The organism is Morganella morganii (genome assembly GCF_041099235.1).
Taxonomy (GTDB): domain Bacteria; phylum Pseudomonadota; class Gammaproteobacteria; order Enterobacterales; family Enterobacteriaceae; genus Morganella; species Morganella morganii_E.
The window spans coordinates 23,090-42,837 of sequence record NZ_JBFZSO010000009.1; the positions used below are offsets into that span (position 1 = coordinate 23,090).

Genomic DNA, 19,748 nt, shown 5'->3' on the forward strand with positions numbered 1-19,748 from the left:
TTATCTGCCGTCAGCTGTACAATCTGTTTTTCCAGCGCGGTTTTATCGGCTGCCAGGGAGGCGAGCTCTTTTTTCAGCTTGTCACTCTGTGCTGCCGCGTCTTTGTTCTGACCGGCCAACTGTTCCGCAAGCTTCTGCTTTTCTGTTTCCGCGTTTTTCAGCTTCTGCTCAGTATCGCTCAGGTTGCGGGTGACTTTCGCCAGATCAGCATTTTTGTCACTCAGCAGCGCCGCATTTTTCTCTGACTGCGCTTTATCTGCCGTCAGCTGTACAATCTGTTTTTCCAGCGCGGTTTTATCGGCTGCCAGGGAGGCGAGCTCTTTTTTCAGTTGGGCACTCTGTTTATCATTGTCAGCATTACCGGCTGCAATCTGTGCCGCCAGTGCCTGTTTTTCTGTATCACGCTGTTTCAGTTGCTGTTCCAGCGTATTCAGTTGCTGAACCATTTTTGTCATATCGGCATTTTTACTGCTCAGCTGCGCGATATTTTTTTCAGCCAGTGCCTGCTCTTCGGTCAGCCGGGTGATTTGCCCGGTCAGCGCTGCTTTATCTGCAGTCAGTGCGGTCAGATCTTTTTGCAGCTGCGCATTCTGCTGCTGGTTATCGGTGGTTTTCTGCAGTAATTCAAGCGCGATACGCTGTTTTTCCGCCGTACTTGCTTTCAGCTGTTTTTCCAGCTCAGCAACCTGTGCGGCGGTTTTCTGCATTTCCGCTGTTTTCGCATTCAGCAGTTCAGTATTTTTGGCTGAGGCGCTGCTTTTATCTGCGGTCAGTGCAGTGATCTGTTTTTCCAGTGCCGCTTTTTCTGCCGTCAGTCCGTCGAGGGATTTTTTCAGCGCTTCACTCTGTTTCGCACTTTTACTGCCCTGCTCCGCCAGTTGTGCGGTCAGTGCCAGTTTTTCGGTATCACTTTGTTTCAGCTTACTTTCTGTTGCCGTCAGCTGTTGCGTAATTTTTGCGAGATCGGCATTTTTACTGCCGAGCAGCGCGAGGTTCTCGTCAGCCCGGTTTTTCTCTGAATTCAGCTGTGCAACCTGTTTTTCAAGCGCGGATTTATCCGCAGTCAGCGCAGTGATCCGTTTTTCCAGATCGGCTGACTGTTTGCCGTTTTCAGTTTCCTGAGATTGCAGTTTTGCTGTCAGGCGTTGTTTTTCCGCATCCTGAGCCTGTAATTGTTTTTCCAGTTCGGTCAGCTTCTGCGTAATTTTTGCCATACCGGCATTTTTATCCTGCAACAGCGCAAGATTTTTTTCCGCCTGTGCATTATCGGATTTCAGCCCGGTAATCTGTTTTTCCAGTGCGGCTTTTTCTGCCGCCAGCGCTGTCAGGTCTTTTTTCAGCGCATCACTCTGTTTGCTGTTTTCACCGGTCAGTGCGAGGATTTTGTCACTCAGCTGCTGTTTTTCCGCATCCCGCTGAGCCAGCTGTTTTTCCAGCTCTGTCAGCTTCTGCGTGATTTTTGCCATATCGGCATTTTTGCTTTCCAGCAACGCCAGGTTTTTATCTGCCAGCGCTTTTTCTTTATTCAGTGCCGCAATCTGTTTTTCAAGATCGGCTTTTTCGGCTGTCAGGGTCGTGACCTGACTTTCCGCCTGACCAAAACGCGCCAGGTTTTCACTTATCTGCTGATTGAGTGAATCAATCGTTTTGCGGTTCTGTTCCAGCTCTGCGGTCAGTTTGGCGTTATCGCCTTTTGCCGCAGCCTGTAACTCATTATTTGCCAGAGTCAGGTTTTTCAGCTCTGTTTCTTTTTTCGCAATAGCCGCGAGCGCCTGTTCATAATCACGCTGAACATTCCGGTACTTTTCGTTCAGTGACGCAAGTTCACGCTTCACATCCTGTAATTTCAGGCGGGTGAGGCGCAGCTGTTTCTGCGGATCCGACGGCGTAAACCAGGTTTCCGGTTTCAGCACACGGGCAACCGTCAGCGGCAGATCAGAGAAATACGTCATTGAACGGAAAGGTTCACCCAAAATGGTAAACAGGACTTCCGGTGTGAGAGTCAGTGAGGAGGTCATGCGGGAAGGAACAGGTGAGAACACAAATCCCCGGTGGTTTCCGCCCCATTTCTGGCTGTCACGGACCAGATACGCCGGAGACCACTGCGGGTATCCGATCGGAACAGGATTTGTCACAACAACCGGTTCCCTGACCACAATATTTTCACATTGTGCCGGTACGGAGATCCCCGGGGTTGTTGTGTCCGTTTTCTGTGCGGCAGCAGTTTGTGTCCGGCTTTCCTGCGCGGACGAAACAGTGCGTTTACCTGTGCGGGCAGCTTTACGTGTGCCCTGACGCTGTGACTGAGTGGCCTGACCCGCCGTATTTACCGGCGGTGTAACCCGTTTTGCGGGAGACCGGTCAGGTTGCTGTACTGATACCGGAAAATTGCCTGATGCTTTTTCAGTCTGAATATAACGGTCAAAATCTTCAATAACCTGATTAAATTCAGATGCAGTTGCCGGTTGCACTGCCGCAAACAATGCAACAGTAATACACAACCTGATGTTCAGTCTCATAACCCGTTAACCTTCTCCAGGGTATTCTCAATAGACAGAACAGAATAATAACGAACCTGTGCACACATCACTTTGGTTTTCGCTTCAATCGACATCTTCAGTAATTTAAGCGTATCCGGGCTGGCGGTTCTTTCGAGCTGACGATACAGTCTGTTGATCTGGCTGATTTCGCTGAAACCGGCGACCATCTGACTGTAATCTTTCGGAGAGATAGTTTTGAGCGAGTCGAGTTCTTTAACACACATACTCAGCTCAGGCGAAATCTGTCCGGAGGGTTGCTGCAATTCAGGTCTTGGCAAAGGTGCAGTCGTTCTCACCGGCTCCTGCTCCGCCGGCTGAACCGGTTGTGCCGCAGGCTTCGGCGCAGAGGGTGTCGTTAATGAACAGCCGGACAGGGTTACAACGCCTCCCAACAGGAGTATCCCCGCCATTTTGTTCAGTGCTGTCTTGGATAACATAGTTTCACCTTAGAGTAATAATTTGGCCACTGCTGCGTTGTGCAAAAATAGGCACCAATTGTATAGCCAGAGCCGTGGAAAATAAACTCTGACGTGTCACAACTCAGGCTTATGTAACATACACTACGTCGCGGGCGAGTCTGAACTATTCGTTTTTTGTTATCCGAACACCTTACTGCAGCCGCACAATCTGAATTTTCACGCTTGTCAGCGTCAACGATTTGGCTTCGTTATTATTCTGCTCTGCCGGTCTGTTTTTACAGGCCGAGAACATAAATTAGTCAGTTTACCTTACAAAACGGTACCGGGATATTTGCCGGACAGTTTGTAACAAGTCTTAAAAATAAGTATCACCCGGTATCTGTCTGTCATAAAAAGAATATAAGCACAGCTGTACCTGAGGCGGCATTATATCTTATTCGCGAATAAAATCGATTAACCGCCGCAGACAACCATTCTGTAAATATGAAAATAAAATGACAGATACAGAACAAATACATAACCCGCTGTTATCCCGGATGATTCACGGCAGTATAAAGGAATAATTCCGTTATGGATTCTCTTTTTTTCAATTATGCGACCGGGATTCAGGTCCTTTTTTCAGGCCGTTCATTATCATTATTTTCTTAGTAATCTATTATCTTCTTATAATTTAAAAGCAACAGAATTTATCAGGTTTATTACACATTATATGATTAGTAACGCTATCAAACTATAAATTATCATTCTGCTTCTGCGGTACTCCGCGATTATCAATACAGACACATTTTTCTCTCAATATGAGAGAAAGCAGGACAGGAAAATCCGCTGTTTCCTGCCGGACACCCTTATTTTTTTTACCTCAGTCACAAATCCCCCGATAAATTGCTGTTTTTCTCTCTGCTGGCGTATTTATTGCTTGTTTTTATGCATGCTTACTTTTTCCTGAAGCCGGAGAAATAATAATGTCTGAAGCAGTCGGAAAACGCGCGCTGGGTACGCCTTACCTGCGCGTTGATGCCCTGAGTAAAACATCAGGGCGGGCGCGCTACACGGATGATCTGCCGATGCCGGGTATGCACTACGCCAAATACGTCCGCAGTTCCATTGCCCACGGGATGGTAACATCCGTTGATGCGTCACAGGCGCTCGCCATGCCGGGTGTGGTCGCGGTATTCACCTGTGACGATGTGCCGCAGATCCCGTTCGCCACTGCCGGTCACGCCTGGTCTCTGGAACCGGCCAAACGCGACGTGGCAGACCGCCTGCTGCTGAACCGCCATGTGCGCCACCACGGCGACGGTGTGGCGATTGTGGTTGCCCGTGATGAACTGACCGCCGAAAAAGCGGCGGCGCTCATCAGCGTCACTTATGACGAACTACCGGTTATCACTTCACCGGAAGCGGCACTGGCCGCAGATGCCCCGCAAATCCACAGCTGCGGCAACCTGCTGAAACGTACCGCAATCAATGCGGAAAGCGCCAGAGCGACAGTCAGTCAGTCGCCGTTTCAGTTCCGCGGCCATTTTGATACCCCGGTGGTCCAGCACTGCCATATGGAAGGCGTCACCTGCTACGCCTGGCAGGAAGCGGATAATAAGATTTCCGTGGTGTCGAGTACCCAGATCCCGCACATTGTACGCCGTGTGATAGGCCAGGCGCTGGATATGCCGTGGTCGCATATCCGTGTGATTAAGCCGTATATCGGCGGTGGTTTCGGTAATAAACAGGACGTGCTGGAAGAGCCGATGGCCGCCTGGCTGACCCTGAAACTCGGCGGTATTCCGGTGAAAGTGGAGCTGAGCCGCGAAGAGTGTTTCTTTGCCTCGCGCACCCGTCACGCCTTCCATATTGATGCGGAGATGGGGCTGACTGCCGACGGCACACTGAACGGTTATCATCTTGATGTTCTGTCCAATACCGGCGGCTATGCCTCTCACGGGCACTCCATCGCAGCAGCGGGCGGGAATAAAATCCCGTACCTGTATCCGCGCTGCGATTACGGCTATTCCGCCGCCACCGTCTATACCAACTATCCGTCAGCGGGCGCAATGCGCGGCTACGGGGCACCACAGGTCACGTTCGCTCTTGAATGCCTGATGGATGATGCCGCCGCACAGCTGAATATTGACCCGGTGGATATTCGTCTGCGCAATGCGGCACGGTCCGGTGACTGCAACCCGGTCAATAAGAAAACCATTTACAGTGCAGGGCTGATTGAGTGCCTGAAGCGCGGCAAAGAACTGTTTGGCTGGGATGAGCGCAAAGCAGAGGCGCTGGCAACACGCGGGGATATCCGCCGGGGTGTCGGTGTGGCCTGTTTCAGCTATTCATCCAATACCTATCCGGTCGGCGTGGAAATCGCCAGTGCCCGTCTGCTGATGAACCAGGACGGTAATATCAATGTGCAGGTCGGCGCGACAGAAATCGGCCAGGGCTCGGATACCGTGTTCTCGCAGATGGTGGCGGAAACCCTCGGCGTACCGGTCAGTACCATTCAGATGATCTCCACCCAGGATACGGATATCACGCCGTTTGACCCGGGCGCGTTCGCGTCACGGCAGAGTTATGTCACCGCACCGGCGCTGAAAGAAGCGGCACTGTCACTGCGGCAGAAAATCCTCGATCACGCTTCGCTGATGACACACCAGGCCGCGTTTAATATGACCATTCTCGACGGCAATGTCGTGCTTGAGGCGCAGCCGGACGTGGTTGTTACCACCGTCTCGGAAGTGGCAATGCACAGTTTTTATCATCAGGAGATCGGCGGCCAGCTCTCTGCTGAATCCTCTCATAAAACACAGACTAACCCGCCGGCCTTCGGCTGTACTTTTGTGGATGTCACCGTGGATATTCCGATGTGCCAGGTGACCATTAACCGGATCATCAATATGCACGATTCCGGCCGGATCCTGAACCCGCAGCTGGCAGAAGGCCAGGTCCACGGCGGGATGGGGATGGGGATCGGCTGGGCGCTGTTTGAAGAGATGCTGATCAACGAGAAATCCGGGGTTGTTCATAACCCGAATCTGCTCGACTACAAAATGCCGACCATGGTTGATCTGCCGGATCTGGAGTGCGGGTTTGTCGAAACCTACGAGCCGCAGTCTGCTTACGGCCATAAGTCCCTGGGTGAGCCGCCGATTATTGCGCCGGCTGCCGCTATCCGTAACGCCGTGCGTATGGCGACGGGTATTTCTGTCAATACTATCCCGCTGACACCAAAACGGCTGTACCGGGAATTTGTTAATGCCGGGCTTATCAGGGGGTAACTGCCATGTATGATTTTGAAACTTATCACCGCGCGGAGAGTGTCGCACATGCCGTCTCACTGCTGACGGCGGATCCGCAGGCCAGATTGCTGGCGGGCGGAACAGATGTGCTGATCCAGCTTCATCACCTTAATGAACGCTTCCGCCGTATTGTGGATATCCATGATTTGCCGGAGCTGCGCGGGATCAGCTGTGATGATGCGGGACATATCCGTATCGGCTCCGCGACCACCTTCTCCGAACTGATTGACAGCCCGGTGATCAACAAGTGCCTGCCCGCACTGAGTGAAGCGGCAGCCACCATTGCCGGACCGCAGATCCGCAACGTTGCCACTTACGGCGGCAATATCTGTAACGGCGCCACCAGCGGCGACTCCGCCTGTCCGTCCCTGATTTATCAGGCAGAGCTGGAGATAGCCACCCCGGACGGCATCCGCCGCAGACCACTGCGAGGCTTCCATACCGGTCCGGGTAAAGTGGCCTTTGAACCGGGTGAATTGCTGATCGCGTTCCATTTCTCACCGGAGAATTACCGCGGTAAAGGCTCCGCTGCTTACAAATATGCCATGCGCGGCGCGATGGATATCGCCACCATTAACTGCGCGGCACTGTGTGATATCAGAGAAGGACGTTTTGAGGAACTGCGCCTCGCCTTCGGGGTTGCCGCACCGACACCGGTCCGCTGTGAACACGCGGAAGCGGCTGCGATCGGAAAACCGGTCACCGCAGATACCCTGAAAGCCGTCAGTCAGGCTATTGAACAGGATGTGGCACCGCGCACGTCATGGCGGGCAGAGAAAGAGTTCCGTTTACACCTGATCCGCGTCCTGAGCGAGCGGGTGATCCGCGCGGCGGCTGAACGTCTGGGAGAAAAAATCGCATGAATATCAAAGAATGGAAAACCATCAGCTGCACACTCAACGGACAGGTACGGGAACTGACGGTGTCACCGGCAGCACGGCTGTCCGATGTCCTGCGTGAGCAGGGACTTATCAGTGTCAAACACGGTTGTTCTGTCGGCGAGTGCGGTGCCTGCACGGTACTTATCGACGGTATCGCGGTGGATACCTGCCTCTATCTGGCGGTCTGGGCGGACGGTAAGCAGATCCGCACCGCCGAAGGTGAGATGAAGCACGGTAAACCGTCTGCGGTACAGCAGGCTTATGCGGACAGCGGCGCGGTACAGTGCGGATTCTGCACCCCCGGCCTGATTATGATGACCACCGCCCTGCTGGAAAAACACAAAGGGCAGACGCTCACTATCCGTCAGATCCGCCACGGCCTGGCCGGTAACCTGTGCCGCTGCACCGGTTATCAGATGGTTGCCAATGCAACGGATAAACTCCAGCGTAATCAGTAAACCGCAGAAAACAGATACCGCGCCCGGCGTCAGGGTTGCGGTGTCTGCTGCTGTAAAAGTACCGGCAGGGCATGTTCTTCCCCCCAGCTTTTCAGCATCAGTAAGATCGGCACCAGCGACTGCCCGGCATCCGTCAGGCTGTATTCCACTTTCGGCGGCACCTCCGCATAGACCTTGCGGTGGATAAGCCCCGCCATCTCAAGCTCCCGTAACTGTTTTGTCAGCATACGCGGAGTAATAAATATCAGAAGCCGTTTCAGCTCGTTAAAGCGTTTGATGCCGCTTATCAGATGGTAAAGGATCATTCCCTTGCCCTTCCCGCCCATCATTTCCAGTGTTGCCTCAACCGGACAGGCTTCGTAGGCATACGATTCATAACGCGTCTTTCTGACAGTATCCATTTTGTACCTATATACCAAAAATGTACGTACTTGTTAAAAACATATCATAGTTTATCATTGCGCCGGTGAATGTAAATTACCTTATAAGGACGTCATCATGACCATCACTCAGGCTGTAATGCAGCGTTATTCCACCAAATCCTTTGATCCGGCGAAAAAAATCAGTGATGAGGTGATGAACAGTATCAAAACATTGCTGCGCTACAGCCCGTCCAGCGTCAATATCCAGCCATGGCATTTTATTATTGCGGCCAGCGAGGAAGGGAAAAACCGGATCGCCGCATCCACCCGCCCGGGCTTTGAATTTAATACCGCCAAAATCACCGATGCCTCTCATGTTGTGCTGCTGTGCGCAAAAACAGATGTTGATGAAGCCTACATGAACAGCGTGCTGGAACAGGAAGACAAAGATGGCCGTTACGCCACGCCGGAGCACAAAGCGATGAACAACGGCGGCCGGACTTTCTTTGTTAATCTCCATAAAGAGACACTCGGTGATCTGCCGCACTGGGCGGCAAAACAGGTTTTCCTGAACATGGGGACATTGCTGCTGGGTGCGTCCGCACTGGGTGTTGATGCTGTTCCGATGGAAGGAATGGATTTTAATATCCTGGATACGGAATTCGGTTTATCCGCCAAAGGACTGGCACCGGTGGCGGTCGTATCGCTCGGTTACCGCAGTGAAGATGACTATAATGCTGTTCTGCCGAAATCCCGGCTGCCGGAAGACCAGATCATGACGGTTATCTGATACAAAAAAGCCGCAGGGATGGATGACATCCGTGCGGCTTTGGCACACATCTTCTTTTTCTTCCGCTTATGGCTACCCGGCGGCTAACTCATACTTCTTAATCTTCCGGTACAGTGTGGCGATGCCGATCCCCAGCTCCTCTGCCGCCTGACGCTTGTTGTCATAGCGCTGCAGTGCTTCGCGGATCATCTGTTTTTCCATCTCTTCCAGCATGGTTTCCCCGTGCAGTGCCGGATCCTCATCCGCTGCTGCCGCAGGTACGCTTCTGACCGGAATGGTAATTTCGCTGCGGTGGATATCCCCGCTGTTCTGAACCGGTGCGGCAGTACCGCTTATCATCTGCGCCGCATGTCTGGCAAAGTTCGGCGGCAGCAGTGAGATATCAATCACCTCACCCGGCGGTACTACGTTGACCAGATATTCCACCAGGTTACTCAGCTCACGCAGGTTGCCCGGCCACGGCCATGCATTAATGACCGCCATCACCTCATCCGAAATGCCCGGATACACCAGACCAAGACGTTTGGTATGCACATTGAGGAAATGGTGCACCAGCAGATCCACGTCGCCGTGACGCTCACGCAGCGGCGGCAGGGCAATCGGGATAACATTGAGGCGGTAATAGAGATCCTCGCGGAATTTGCCTTCACTGACAAACTGTTCCAGATTCTGGTTGGTCGCGGACACAATCCGGATATCGACCGGGATGGTCCGGCTTGAGCCAATCGGCTGCACTTCGCGTGATTCTATCGCACGCAATAATTTCGCCTGAACAATCAGCGGCATATCGCCGATTTCATCCAGGAACAGCGTGCCTTTATCCGCCGCCTGAATCAGCCCCTGTTTTCCGTTGGCGGACGCACCGGTGAACGCGCCTTTCACATAACCGAACAATTCACTTTCCAGTAACTGCTCCGGTATCGCTGCACAGTTGATGGCAATAAACGGTTTTTCACTGCGGTTACTCAGCTTATGGATAGCCCGCGCCACCACTTCTTTACCGGTGCCGCTCTCGCCGGTGACGAGAATACTCGACGGGCTCGGTGCCACGCGGGAAATCAGGTGTTTCAGCTGACGGATAGGTTCGGATTCCCCGACCAGGTGTTCAATCAGTAATCCGTTCTCATCACGGCGCACTTCATTCATATCAATCGCCGCGTGAGACTGATGGAACGCCATCAGGAACATCTGACAGCCGTTAACCACATGGAGCTGCCCGATAATAATATTACTCTCCCCTTCCCAGGAGACAATATGCTGTAAATGCCCGCGGTTCAGACTCTTGAAATAGGTCAGCGGACGGATGGCAATGGTTTTGCCGGAAATCTTTTCATGCGGGACATTGAGGATCTTAAGAGCATGCGGATTGGCAAATTTCAGGTGGTTTGCCTCATCCAGGATCAGAACGCCCTGATCCATAAACTCTATCAGGCTCAGTAATACCTTCTGTGCGGCATTACGGCCTTCCTGTTCATCCAGCAGCTTAGCCACAAAAATATTGGAAATATGCTGCACATAATCCGAGAAGTCATGGATGTTATCCCGGATCCGCTCCTGCTGTTCAGAGGTGACAGCCACCAGGCTGATAACCCCGATACAGCGATCCTGAAAGATGATCGGTGTACCGATAAACGCTTTCTCCTTACAGTTATCTTTATCCGCGCAATTGAGGCAGAGCGGATCAAAACAGGAGTGCGTGACTATCTTTTCTTTTTTGGTATCCAGTACATAGCGGAGCAACTGGGAATTATTGGTCAGACGATGTCCGAGGTGCTGGTTAAACAGCCCTGTTCCGGCAATCCTTGTCAGTTTGTCATCAACGATTTCAACATCAAGCTGTAACACACTGGCGAGCATTTTGCTGAAGTGAACAATCGTCGGCTGTATCTGCATCAGCACAGATGGTGATTTTTCAGTGATCATGCTTACGACTTCCTATGCTCTTAAAACGACATATCTAAAAGAAAGTTCATAACGCGACAAATTCATGATTTTATTATAGTTATTTATCAACGAGCTGAATTATCACCCGTTGATAGCACAAGATTGCCAGATCTTTATCACCGAAACTCAAACGTATGTACAAAAATCACACTTTTCTTCAGATTTGATAATGAAACTGGAATCTCCGTCACTCTATTTTATCAATATGATAAATCCGCCGGGGTGTTTATCATTCTGGCCCCGCTTCCGGCGGTTCCGCCCTCTCACCGGTCTGATCCCGGTGACTTTTCACCCTTGCTGAAAATAACTTTTATTCGCATTTGTCACACATAATCCAGCCTCCAGCCCCTGATAATTGTGATCACCCTCCCGAATCCGCCCTGCATTTCACCCCCGGCAGATCATTCCGGCTGATTTGGCATGCTTATTGTTAATAGTCACAGTACACATGCAGAAATGCCTTCTTCTCACTGCATATTCAATTGTCACCGGCCATTTCACATAGGATTTAAAGATGAAAAACGTTAATGAATTATTGAAAGATATCGCCAGACTGAAATCGAATCTTCATCAAAAGGATTTTTTACTTACCTGGGAACAGAGTCAGGATGAACTGACGATGGTGCTTGATATTGCAGCCGCACTGAAAGGGCTGCGTGCCGATAACATCGCAACCAACGTATTCACAAATGGCCTTGGCATCTCTGTTTTCCGTGACAACTCCACCCGTACCCGTTTCTCTTATGCTTCTGCACTGAATATGCTCGGCCTGGCCCAGCAGGACCTCGACGAAGGTAAGTCTCAGATTGCTCACGGCGAAACCGTGCGTGAAACGGCCAACATGATTTCATTCTGTGCGGATGCCATCGGTATCCGTGACGATATGTACCTCGGTGCCGGTAACGCCTATATGCGTGAAGTGGGTGCGGCACTGGATGAAGGTTTTGAGGAAGGCGTTCTGCCGCAGCGTCCTGCGCTGGTTAACCTGCAGTGTGATATCGACCACCCGACACAATCTATGGCTGACCTGGCCTGGCTACGTGAGCATTTCGGTTCACTGGAAAACCTGAAAGGCAAAAAAATCGCCATGACCTGGGCGTATTCACCAAGCTACGGTAAACCACTGTCTGTACCGCAGGGCATCATCGGTCTGATGACCCGCTACGGTATGGACGTGACGCTGGCACATCCGGAAGGTTATGACCTGATCCCTGACGTTATCGATGTGGCGAAAAATAACGCCAAACAGTCCGGCGGCAGCTTTAAGCAGGTTACATCGATGGAAGAAGCGTTCAAAGATGCGGATATCGTGTATCCGAAATCCTGGGCACCTTACAAAGTCATGGAACAGCGTACCGAACTGCTGCGCGCCAATGACCATGACGGCCTGAAAGCCCTTGAGCAGCGCTGCCTGGCTCAGAATGCCAACCACAAAGACTGGCATTGTACTGAAGAGATGATGAAGCTGACCAAAGACGGTGAAGCGCTGTACATGCACTGTCTGCCTGCGGATATCACCGGTGTTTCCTGTAAGGAAGGGGAAGTGGAAGAGGCTGTATTCGAGAAATACCGTATCGCCACTTACAAAGAAGCCAGCTGGAAGCCGTATATCATCTCCGCCATGATTCTGGCCCGCAAATTCCCGCAGCCTGCCCCGGTTCTTGAGCAACTGCTGAAAAACGCACGTAAACGTATTTTATAAATCCGGATCCCGGCCGTCACCGGCCGGGTTCTTTTCCCGATGATATGAGGTGAGGCTCTATGTCTGTCTTCTCACTGAAGTTAGATATTTCAGATAACCGTTATTTCAACGGCAAACACTCCCCGCTTTTTTCCCGTGAAGAAGCACATAAAGCGCTGAAGTTTCATGAGAAAATTACGGGTTACCATCCGACACCACTGTATGACATGAAAGATCTCGCCGCCCTGTTCGGTGTGCGTAATATCCTGGTGAAAGATGAGTCACAGCGTTTTGATCTGAATGCATTCAAAATTCTGGGCGGCTCTTATGCTATCGCCCACCTGTTGTGCGAAAAGTACAACATGGATATTAACGATTTCTCTTTCGAGAAACTCAAAAGCACCCTGACTGAAAAAATGACGTTCGCCACCACTACTGACGGCAACCACGGCCGCGGTGTGGCCTGGGCGGCACGCGCACTCGGTCAGAAAGCGGTGGTGTACATGCCGAAAGGCTCCGCACAGGAACGTGTGAATCACATTACCGGCCTCGGGGCGGAGTGTATCGTCACAGATATGAACTACGACGATACCGTCCGTCTCACCATGGAAAATGCCAAAAAACACGGCTGGATCGTGGTCCAGGATACCGCCTGCGAAGGCTACACCAAGATCCCGACCTGGATTATGCAGGGCTACACCACGCTGGCTGCCGAAGCCGTTGCTCAGATGAAAGAGATGAAAATTCAGCGTCCGACCCATGTGCTGTTACAGGCCGGTGTGGGTGCGATGGCCGGCGGTGTGCTGGGCTATCTGGTCGATGAGTTCGGGGCAAAAGATCTGCATTCCATTATTGTCGAGCCGGATCTGGCTGACTGTCTCTACCGTTCCAGCCTGAAAGGCGAAATCGTCAATGTCGGCGGCGATATGGCCACCATCATGGCGGGTCTGGCCTGCGGCGAGCCGAACCCTATCGGCTGGGATCTGATGCGTAACTGCGCGACACAGTTTATTTCCTGTGAAGATGCGGTGGCCGCCCTCGGCATGCGTGTCCTCGGCAACCCGTACGGCGGAGACAATCGTGTGATTTCCGGTGAATCCGGTGCGGTCGGTCTCGGCGTGCTGGCAGCGGTTAACTATCATCCGGAACGTGCGGAACTGATGGCAAAACTCGGCCTGAACAGTGATTCCGTCATCCTCGTGATCAACACCGAAGGTGACACCGATACCAAACATTACCGTGAAGTTGTCTGGGAAGGTAAAAACCCGGCGCAGAAATATTAACTAATTGGAGTATTGAAATATGGCTAAGCAAATCCCGTTTGATGAAATTGTCAAAAAAGCTGAACACTATAAAAAAGATATGACCCGTTTTCTGCGCGATATGGTGGCAATTCCCAGCGAAAGCTGCGACGAAAAACGCGTGATTCACCGCATCAAAGAAGAGATGGAAAAAGTCGGCTTTGATAAAGTGGATATCGACCCGATGGGGAACATTCTGGGCTATATCGGTCACGGTCCGCACCTGATCGCCATGGATGCGCATATCGATACCGTGGGTATCGGTAACATCAAAAACTGGGAATTCGACCCGTACGAAGGTATGGAAAACGACGAAATCATCGGCGGACGCGGTACCTCTGACCAGGAAGGCGGCATGGCGTCTATGGTCTATGCGGGAAAAATCATCAAAGATTTAGGTCTGGAAGATCAGTACACTCTGCTGGTGACCGGGACTGTTCAGGAAGAAGACTGTGATGGTCTGTGCTGGCAGTACATCATCGAGCAGGACAAAATCAGACCGGAATTCGTGGTCAGTACCGAACCGACTGACTGCCAGATTTACCGCGGCCAGCGCGGCCGTATGGAAATCCGCATTGATGTTCCGGGGATCAGCTGCCACGGCTCCGCACCGGAGCGCGGCGATAACGCAATCTTCAAAATGGGGCCGATTCTGGGCGAGTTACAGGAACTGTCAAAACGTCTGGCACACGACGATTTCCTCGGCCAGGGCACACTGACTGTTTCTGAAATTTTCTACACCTCACCAAGCCGCTGTGCGGTTGCTGACAGCTGCGCAGTCTCTATCGACCGCCGTCTGACCTGGGGCGAAACCTGGGAAGGCGCACTGGACGAAATCCGCGCATTACCGGCTGTCAAAGCCGCGAAAGGCGTGGTTTCTATGTACACCTATGAGCGTGCCTCCTGGACCGGTCTGGTCTATCCGACAGAGTGCTACTTCCCGACCTGGAAAGTGGAAGAAGATCACTTCACCGTGAAGACACTGGATCGCGCTTACCGCGGCCTGTTCAACAAAGAGCCGGTTGTTGATAAGTGGACTTTCTCCACCAACGGTGTTTCTATCATGGGTCGTCACGGCATTCCGGTTATCGGTTTTGGTCCGGGCAAAGAGCCTGAAGCTCACGCACCAAACGAAAAAACCTGGAAAGATCACCTGGTGACCTGTGCGGCAATGTATGCGGCCATTCCGTTAAGCTACATGGCTGAACTGAAAAAATAATCTTGTCTTACCGGCCCCGTACTGATGTGCGGGGCTTTTTCAGGAGTACCCCCTATGCGCACACTGATTATCAACGGCACCGTTGTCAATGCGGACGGACAATACCGGCAGGATGTTCTGATTGAAAACGGCCTGATCTCACAGGTTGCACCGGACATTGCACCGGAGACAGATGACCGCGTTATTGATGCACAGGGATGTTATGTTTTTCCCGGCGGTATTGATGTTCATACCCATTTTAATATTGATGTCGGCCTTGCCCGCAGCTGTGATGATTTTTACACCGGCACGCGTGCGGCAGCCTGCGGCGGTACCACCACCATTATCGATCATATGGGATTTGGTCCGGCGGGTTGTTCACTGCACCACCAGCTTGAGAATTATCACCGCTACGCCAAAGGACGCGCCGTTATCGATTACAGTTTTCACGGCGTGATCCAGCATATCAACGACGATATTTTAAATGAAATTCCGCTGATGGTGGCGGACGGGATCAGCAGCTTCAAACTCTATCTGACCTATCAGTACAAGCTGGATGATCCGGATATTTTACGTGCCCTGCAACAGCTTAACCACGCCGGGGCGCTGACCACCGTGCATCCGGAAAATGATGCGGTGATAGCGCAGCGCAAAGCAGAGTTTGTGAAGAAAGGACAGACCTCGCCGATTTTCCATGCCTTGAGCCGCCCCGCGGAATGTGAGGCTGAAGCGATAGGCCGGATGATTAATCTGGCGCATATCTGCGGCAATGCCCCGCTCTATATCGTTCATCTTTCCAACGGATTGGGTCTCGATTACCTGAAGATGGCGAAAGCCCGCCATCAGCCGGTCTGGATAGAAACCTGTCCGCAGTATCTGTTCCTTGATGAGCGCTGTTATGAGCGTGATGATGGTCTGAAATTTATTCTCAGCCCGCCGCTGCGTAACCGCCGGGAAGCCGATGCTCTGTGGCTGGGTATTGATGACGGCGCGATTGATGTGGTCGCCACTGACCACTGCACCTTCCCGTATCAGCAGCGCCTGGCGCTGTCCGGCGGGAATTTCACCCGCTGTCCGAACGGCCTGCCGGGGGTTGAGAACCGTATGTTACTGTTGTTTTCCGCAGGCGTGATGCAGGGACGGATTTCACCGGAACACTTTGTTTCCCTTACCAGTGCGATGCCGGCAAAACTGTTTGGTATCTGGCCGGAAAAAGGCGTGATCCGCCCGGGCGCAGACGGTGATATCACCATTATCGACCCGGCGCAGGAAACCACTATCCGCCATGCGGATCTGCATGATAACGCGGACTACAGCCCGTACGAAGGCATGACGGTACAGGGCGCAATCCGCTGCACACTGTCGCACGGTGATATTGTTTACCGTGACGGCGAATTTACTGCTGAACCCGGCCGCGGCCGTTTCCTGAAACGCCGTCCGTTTAAGGCTCCGCACCGGTGTTATTAATTTTTTCCGATTATCGTTTCAACTAATTCATTACGGGTAAAAAAGGATGAAAAAAACAATCGTATTAGCACTGGGCGGCAACGCACTGGGAAATGATCTTCCGGGACAGATGGTTGCCGTCAGAACCACCTCTGTCGTGATTGCCGACCTGATTGCTCAGGGATACCGCGTTGTGGTCACACACGGCAACGGCCCGCAGGTGGGGATGATAACCGGCGCATTTGAGGCGGCCAGCAAAACCGAAGCCAAATCGCCGGTTCTGCCGATGTCAGTCTGTGTGGCACTGAGCCAGGGATATATCGGTTACGATTTGCAGAATGCACTGCGTGAAGAGCTGCTGAACCGGGGGATCAATAAGCCGGTTGCCACCATCGTGACACAGGTGGAAGTCGATGCGGCGGATCCGTCATTTAAAAACCCGACCAAACCTATCGGCGCGTTCTACAGCAAAGAAGAAGCGGAAGCTCTGAGCAAGAAAGGGTTTGAGATGCGCGAAGATGCGGGCCGTGGTTACCGCCGCGTGGTGTCATCACCAAAACCGGTTGATATTATTGAAAAAGAAACCGTCAAAGCCATGCTGGATGCTGATCAGCTGGTGATCACTGTCGGCGGCGGCGGTATTCCGGTGATCCGTGACGGTAACAAACTGCACGGTGCCAATGCGGTTATCGACAAAGACTGGGCGAGCGCCAAACTGGCGGAGATGATCGATGCGGATATGCTGATTATCCTGACCGCCGTGGAAAAAATTGCCATCAACTTCGGCAAACCAAACGAGCAGTGGCTGGACAAACTGACATCTGCAGATGCACAGCGTTATATCGATGAGAAACATTTTGCACCGGGTTCCATGTTACCGAAAGTGGAAGCAGCGCTCTCTTTCAGCCGCAGCAAAAAAGGCCGCAAAGCACTGATTACTTTACTGAATAAAGCCAAAGATGGTATTGAGGGTAAAACCGGTACTGTTATCGGCGATTAATCTTCCTTTTTTGATATAACGGCCGGGCTTCCCGGCCGTTATTATTTCCCCGCCGCATCAATATCCCGTAAACATTGCCATATGTGCGTTCCGGATATTTTATCTTGCTATGACAATCCGCTTTTAATAGCATTATTCCATCCGTTATTTTAATAACGCCGCGCTGTCCGTACCGGAAAAATATAAAACCATGCTCTTGTTGTTTTTAATAACAGCAACGGACTGCTATTGCCTTTTTCATAAAAAAACAGGAAATAATGTATGAAAACCGGATTAAAAACCGCACTTATTGTTACGCTCTTTGCCTCACTCTGTACTATCAGTACGGCGAATGCCACTCAGCAATCCAGGGAACGTCAGCAGGCGCGGGATGTGCGCCAGGATACCCGTGACAAGTCCCGCGATACCAAACGTGACTGTATCCGTGATGATAATAAAAGTAATCATGACTGCCGTCAGGAAAAACGTCAGACCAAACAGGATGGCCGTCAGGAAGCCCGGCGGATTAAATATTAATTTGCGGAAAAATAAAGAGGCCGGAAACCGGCCTCTTTATTTTCTTTATTTTTTATAAACCGCTGACAGGTTTTTCTTTCGGATATTTCAGTGTGTAACTCAGCGGCAGTTCCATTACCTGCTGCGGCTTCAGTTCTACTTTCCATTCCACTTCACCGCTCTGTTTATTAACGTTCCCTTCTCCGGTTTTGACATCTTTCACCAGGATATTGCTGTCCTGACTGACCGGGATCTGGTCATAAACCGTCACCACCAGCGGCGCTTTGGCAAAAGAGGATAAGGTAATCATATAGCCTTCGCTCTGTTCAACCGCAGAGCCAAGAATACCCGGCTGTTTTGTCAGCTTGCTGTCCACCTTACGGCTGACCTGAATATCTTTATTCATGCCGAACGGCAGTTCCAGCTCATTAGTGATCAGGCCGGAATCGAGATAGGTCTGCCCGATATAACGGTTATCAAAATAGATATTCGCCTTACCGCTGAGCAGATTCAGCGCCGGTGCGTTTTCCACAACCGCCTGTAAATACACATGTTCGTCCATCTTAGGTCGTGTGATATAACGGTATTTTCCGTCCAGCGCCGTCTGTTTGATGGTCAGGGAACGGGATTCCGGAACTGATGGCAGGGAATACGGTTTATCAATGCTGTATGTCAGGCTGATACCGTTACTCTCTGCGGTAACAAACGACGAGATCCCGCCGGCAGGGGCTTTTTTCACTGAGCGGTTACGGCTGTAATCTTTGTCCTCCGCCATTATGACTACCGGGGCAGGCGCCATTTCACCCATCACCGCATACTCATTGATCAGTGACAGATACTGCGGATAAAGTTGCGGCGGGGCAATACTCTGTACCGGGTCGGCGGATGACAGCACCAGTTCCACCTGATCCCAGTCGATACCGGTGTTCTGGATCACATCCGCTTTGTAGGTCAGCGTCACCGGCTTATCCATACCGGCGCTGCGGATATCATAGGACGGAGCCCAGGCCGCATCCGGCGTGATATAGTCGATATCCAGTTCCGCTGTCACCGCTTTTTTCGCGGACACATTCAGCACCAGCTGCGTGCGGCGCTCCTTAAACTGTGTGATTTTCTCTTCATACTGCGCTTTCAGCAGTGCCAGTGCTTCGGTTTTTTCTTTGATTTGCCGGGAGTATTCCAGCTGCTCCGCATAGATTTTTGCCATCTGAGTGCGGATAAAATCCAACTTCTGCACGGATTGCTCCTGTGTCAGCGGTGCTCCGCCGGTGCCGAAGAAATCCTGATCCCGCAGCAGACCCAGTTGCTCATTATTCACTTCCGTCTGCATATTCAGTTGCTGAATCGCCAGATCCTGCTCCTCAATCTGCGCCTTCATGGCATTGATTTCATCTGAATACACCGGCTTTTCAATTTCGCTGCGCAGATTGACGGACTGAATGATGACATCATCATTATTCAGCATAACGGATAAGCTGCCCGGATTAATATTTCCGGCTACATTAGTCAGGATCACATCACTGTCACCGGCAGGCAGATTCAGTGTTGTGCTGTTACTCAGCTCTGCCCCGCGCAGGAAAATCGTGGCTTTGTTAAGTTTTACATCCTGAACAATTACATTCGGTTTGCCCGCCGCCGCCGCTGTTACCGCCATACCGGCGATCAGCAGGGTACTTTTAACGCCAAAGGTTAATGCCATTACTTAACTCCCTGATTATTATCATCACGATTCCGGCACCGTATACCGGCAGGCCGCTGTGTGCACCATAACACACCATAGTAAAACAGCTGCGGTAACGAAGATAACGGAATAACCCTAAAAGCGCGGCTGTCCGCCGTTTACCGGGCTCTTTATATGTTACTGTCTCTTTAAAACGGTATTTTATGATTAACATTTGCACGCTTATTGTTTAGTATACTAAACACACTTTCTTCTGACGGAT

Annotated in this window: 15 protein-coding genes; 10 read left to right on the forward strand and 5 right to left on the reverse strand. The window is 51.6% G+C overall.

Going from position 1 to position 19,748, the window contains the following annotated elements; genetic code table 11:
- Both AB7038_RS14180 and AB7038_RS14185 read right to left on the reverse strand, forming a co-directional pair.
- A partial coding sequence (locus AB7038_RS14180) for a hypothetical protein (protein ID WP_369453532.1) occupies positions 1 to 2,519 on the reverse strand: 2,519 nt, incomplete at its 3' end.
- Positions 2,516 to 2,977: a hypothetical protein gene (locus tag AB7038_RS14185; protein WP_004236040.1), complete on the reverse strand. Its 462-nt coding sequence runs from the start codon at positions 2,975 to 2,977 to the stop codon at positions 2,516 to 2,518. The genes AB7038_RS14180 and AB7038_RS14185, both read right to left, overlap by 4 nt.
- A 944-nt stretch (positions 2,978 to 3,921) precedes the next feature.
- Here AB7038_RS14185 and xdhA point away from each other — a divergent pair.
- Genes xdhA through xdhC form a run of 3 tightly spaced genes read left to right on the forward strand, consistent with a single transcriptional unit; the run spans position 3,922 to position 7,588 of the window.
- Entirely contained in the window at positions 3,922 to 6,228 is a 2,307-nt protein-coding gene (gene xdhA / locus AB7038_RS14190; protein WP_369453533.1) for a xanthine dehydrogenase molybdenum-binding subunit XdhA, read from the forward strand.
- A 5-nt stretch (positions 6,229 to 6,233) separates the two neighbouring features.
- Positions 6,234 to 7,112 carry a xanthine dehydrogenase FAD-binding subunit XdhB gene (gene xdhB / locus AB7038_RS14195; protein WP_072872247.1) on the forward strand — a complete coding sequence of 293 codons (879 nt, stop codon included), beginning with the start codon at positions 6,234 to 6,236 and terminating at the stop codon, positions 7,110 to 7,112.
- On the forward strand, positions 7,109 to 7,588 hold the full coding sequence (gene xdhC / locus AB7038_RS14200; protein ID WP_025154266.1) for a xanthine dehydrogenase iron sulfur-binding subunit XdhC: 480 nt from the start codon (positions 7,109 to 7,111) through the stop codon (positions 7,586 to 7,588). Before xdhB ends, xdhC begins: the two co-directional genes overlap by 4 nt.
- Before the next feature lie 29 nt (positions 7,589 to 7,617).
- On the opposite strand, the gene AB7038_RS14205 is transcribed toward xdhC, so the two are convergent.
- On the reverse strand, positions 7,618 to 7,989 hold the full coding sequence (locus AB7038_RS14205; protein ID WP_072872248.1) for a winged helix-turn-helix transcriptional regulator: 372 nt from the start codon (positions 7,987 to 7,989) through the stop codon (positions 7,618 to 7,620).
- 97 nt (positions 7,990 to 8,086) lie between these two features.
- Here AB7038_RS14205 and nfsB point away from each other — a divergent pair, with 97 nt between their 5' ends.
- The gene (nfsB, locus tag AB7038_RS14210) at positions 8,087 to 8,740 is read left to right on the forward strand and encodes an oxygen-insensitive NAD(P)H nitroreductase (RefSeq protein WP_369453534.1); all 654 of its coding nucleotides are present in this window, start codon (positions 8,087 to 8,089) and stop codon (positions 8,738 to 8,740) included.
- Between the two features lie 72 nt (positions 8,741 to 8,812).
- On the opposite strand, the gene AB7038_RS14215 is transcribed toward nfsB, so the two are convergent.
- Complete coding sequence (locus AB7038_RS14215; protein WP_368890117.1) at positions 8,813 to 10,663, reverse strand: sigma 54-interacting transcriptional regulator; 1,851 nt, start codon at positions 10,661 to 10,663, stop codon at positions 8,813 to 8,815.
- Between the two features lie 535 nt (positions 10,664 to 11,198).
- Between AB7038_RS14215 and ygeW the strand changes: the two genes are divergently transcribed.
- From ygeW to AB7038_RS14245, 6 genes are all read left to right on the forward strand, one after another.
- On the forward strand, positions 11,199 to 12,386 hold the full coding sequence (gene ygeW / locus AB7038_RS14220) for a knotted carbamoyltransferase YgeW (RefSeq protein ID WP_349466434.1): 1,188 nt from the start codon (positions 11,199 to 11,201) through the stop codon (positions 12,384 to 12,386).
- Between the two features lie 59 nt (positions 12,387 to 12,445).
- Entirely contained in the window at positions 12,446 to 13,648 is a 1,203-nt protein-coding gene (gene dpaL / locus AB7038_RS14225) for a diaminopropionate ammonia-lyase (protein WP_072872251.1), read from the forward strand.
- Between the two features lie 19 nt (positions 13,649 to 13,667).
- Positions 13,668 to 14,885: a YgeY family selenium metabolism-linked hydrolase gene (locus tag AB7038_RS14230; protein ID WP_046892061.1), complete on the forward strand. Its 1,218-nt coding sequence runs from the start codon at positions 13,668 to 13,670 to the stop codon at positions 14,883 to 14,885.
- 54 nt (positions 14,886 to 14,939) lie between these two features.
- The gene (hydA, locus tag AB7038_RS14235) at positions 14,940 to 16,331 is read left to right on the forward strand and encodes a dihydropyrimidinase (RefSeq protein ID WP_349419174.1); all 1,392 of its coding nucleotides are present in this window, start codon (positions 14,940 to 14,942) and stop codon (positions 16,329 to 16,331) included.
- A gap of 46 nt (positions 16,332 to 16,377) precedes the next feature.
- The gene (arcC, locus tag AB7038_RS14240) at positions 16,378 to 17,310 is read left to right on the forward strand and encodes a carbamate kinase (RefSeq protein ID WP_072872253.1); all 933 of its coding nucleotides are present in this window, start codon (positions 16,378 to 16,380) and stop codon (positions 17,308 to 17,310) included.
- A 261-nt stretch (positions 17,311 to 17,571) separates the two neighbouring features.
- Positions 17,572 to 17,826 (forward strand): hypothetical protein, encoded by a 255-nt coding sequence (locus tag AB7038_RS14245; protein WP_072872254.1) that lies wholly within the window; start codon positions 17,572 to 17,574, stop codon positions 17,824 to 17,826.
- 52 nt (positions 17,827 to 17,878) lie between these two features.
- On the opposite strand, the gene AB7038_RS14250 is transcribed toward AB7038_RS14245, so the two are convergent.
- Positions 17,879 to 19,504 (reverse strand): mucoidy inhibitor MuiA family protein, encoded by a 1,626-nt coding sequence (locus AB7038_RS14250; protein WP_369453535.1) that lies wholly within the window; start codon positions 19,502 to 19,504, stop codon positions 17,879 to 17,881.
- Between the last annotated feature and the right edge of the window lie 244 nt (positions 19,505 to 19,748).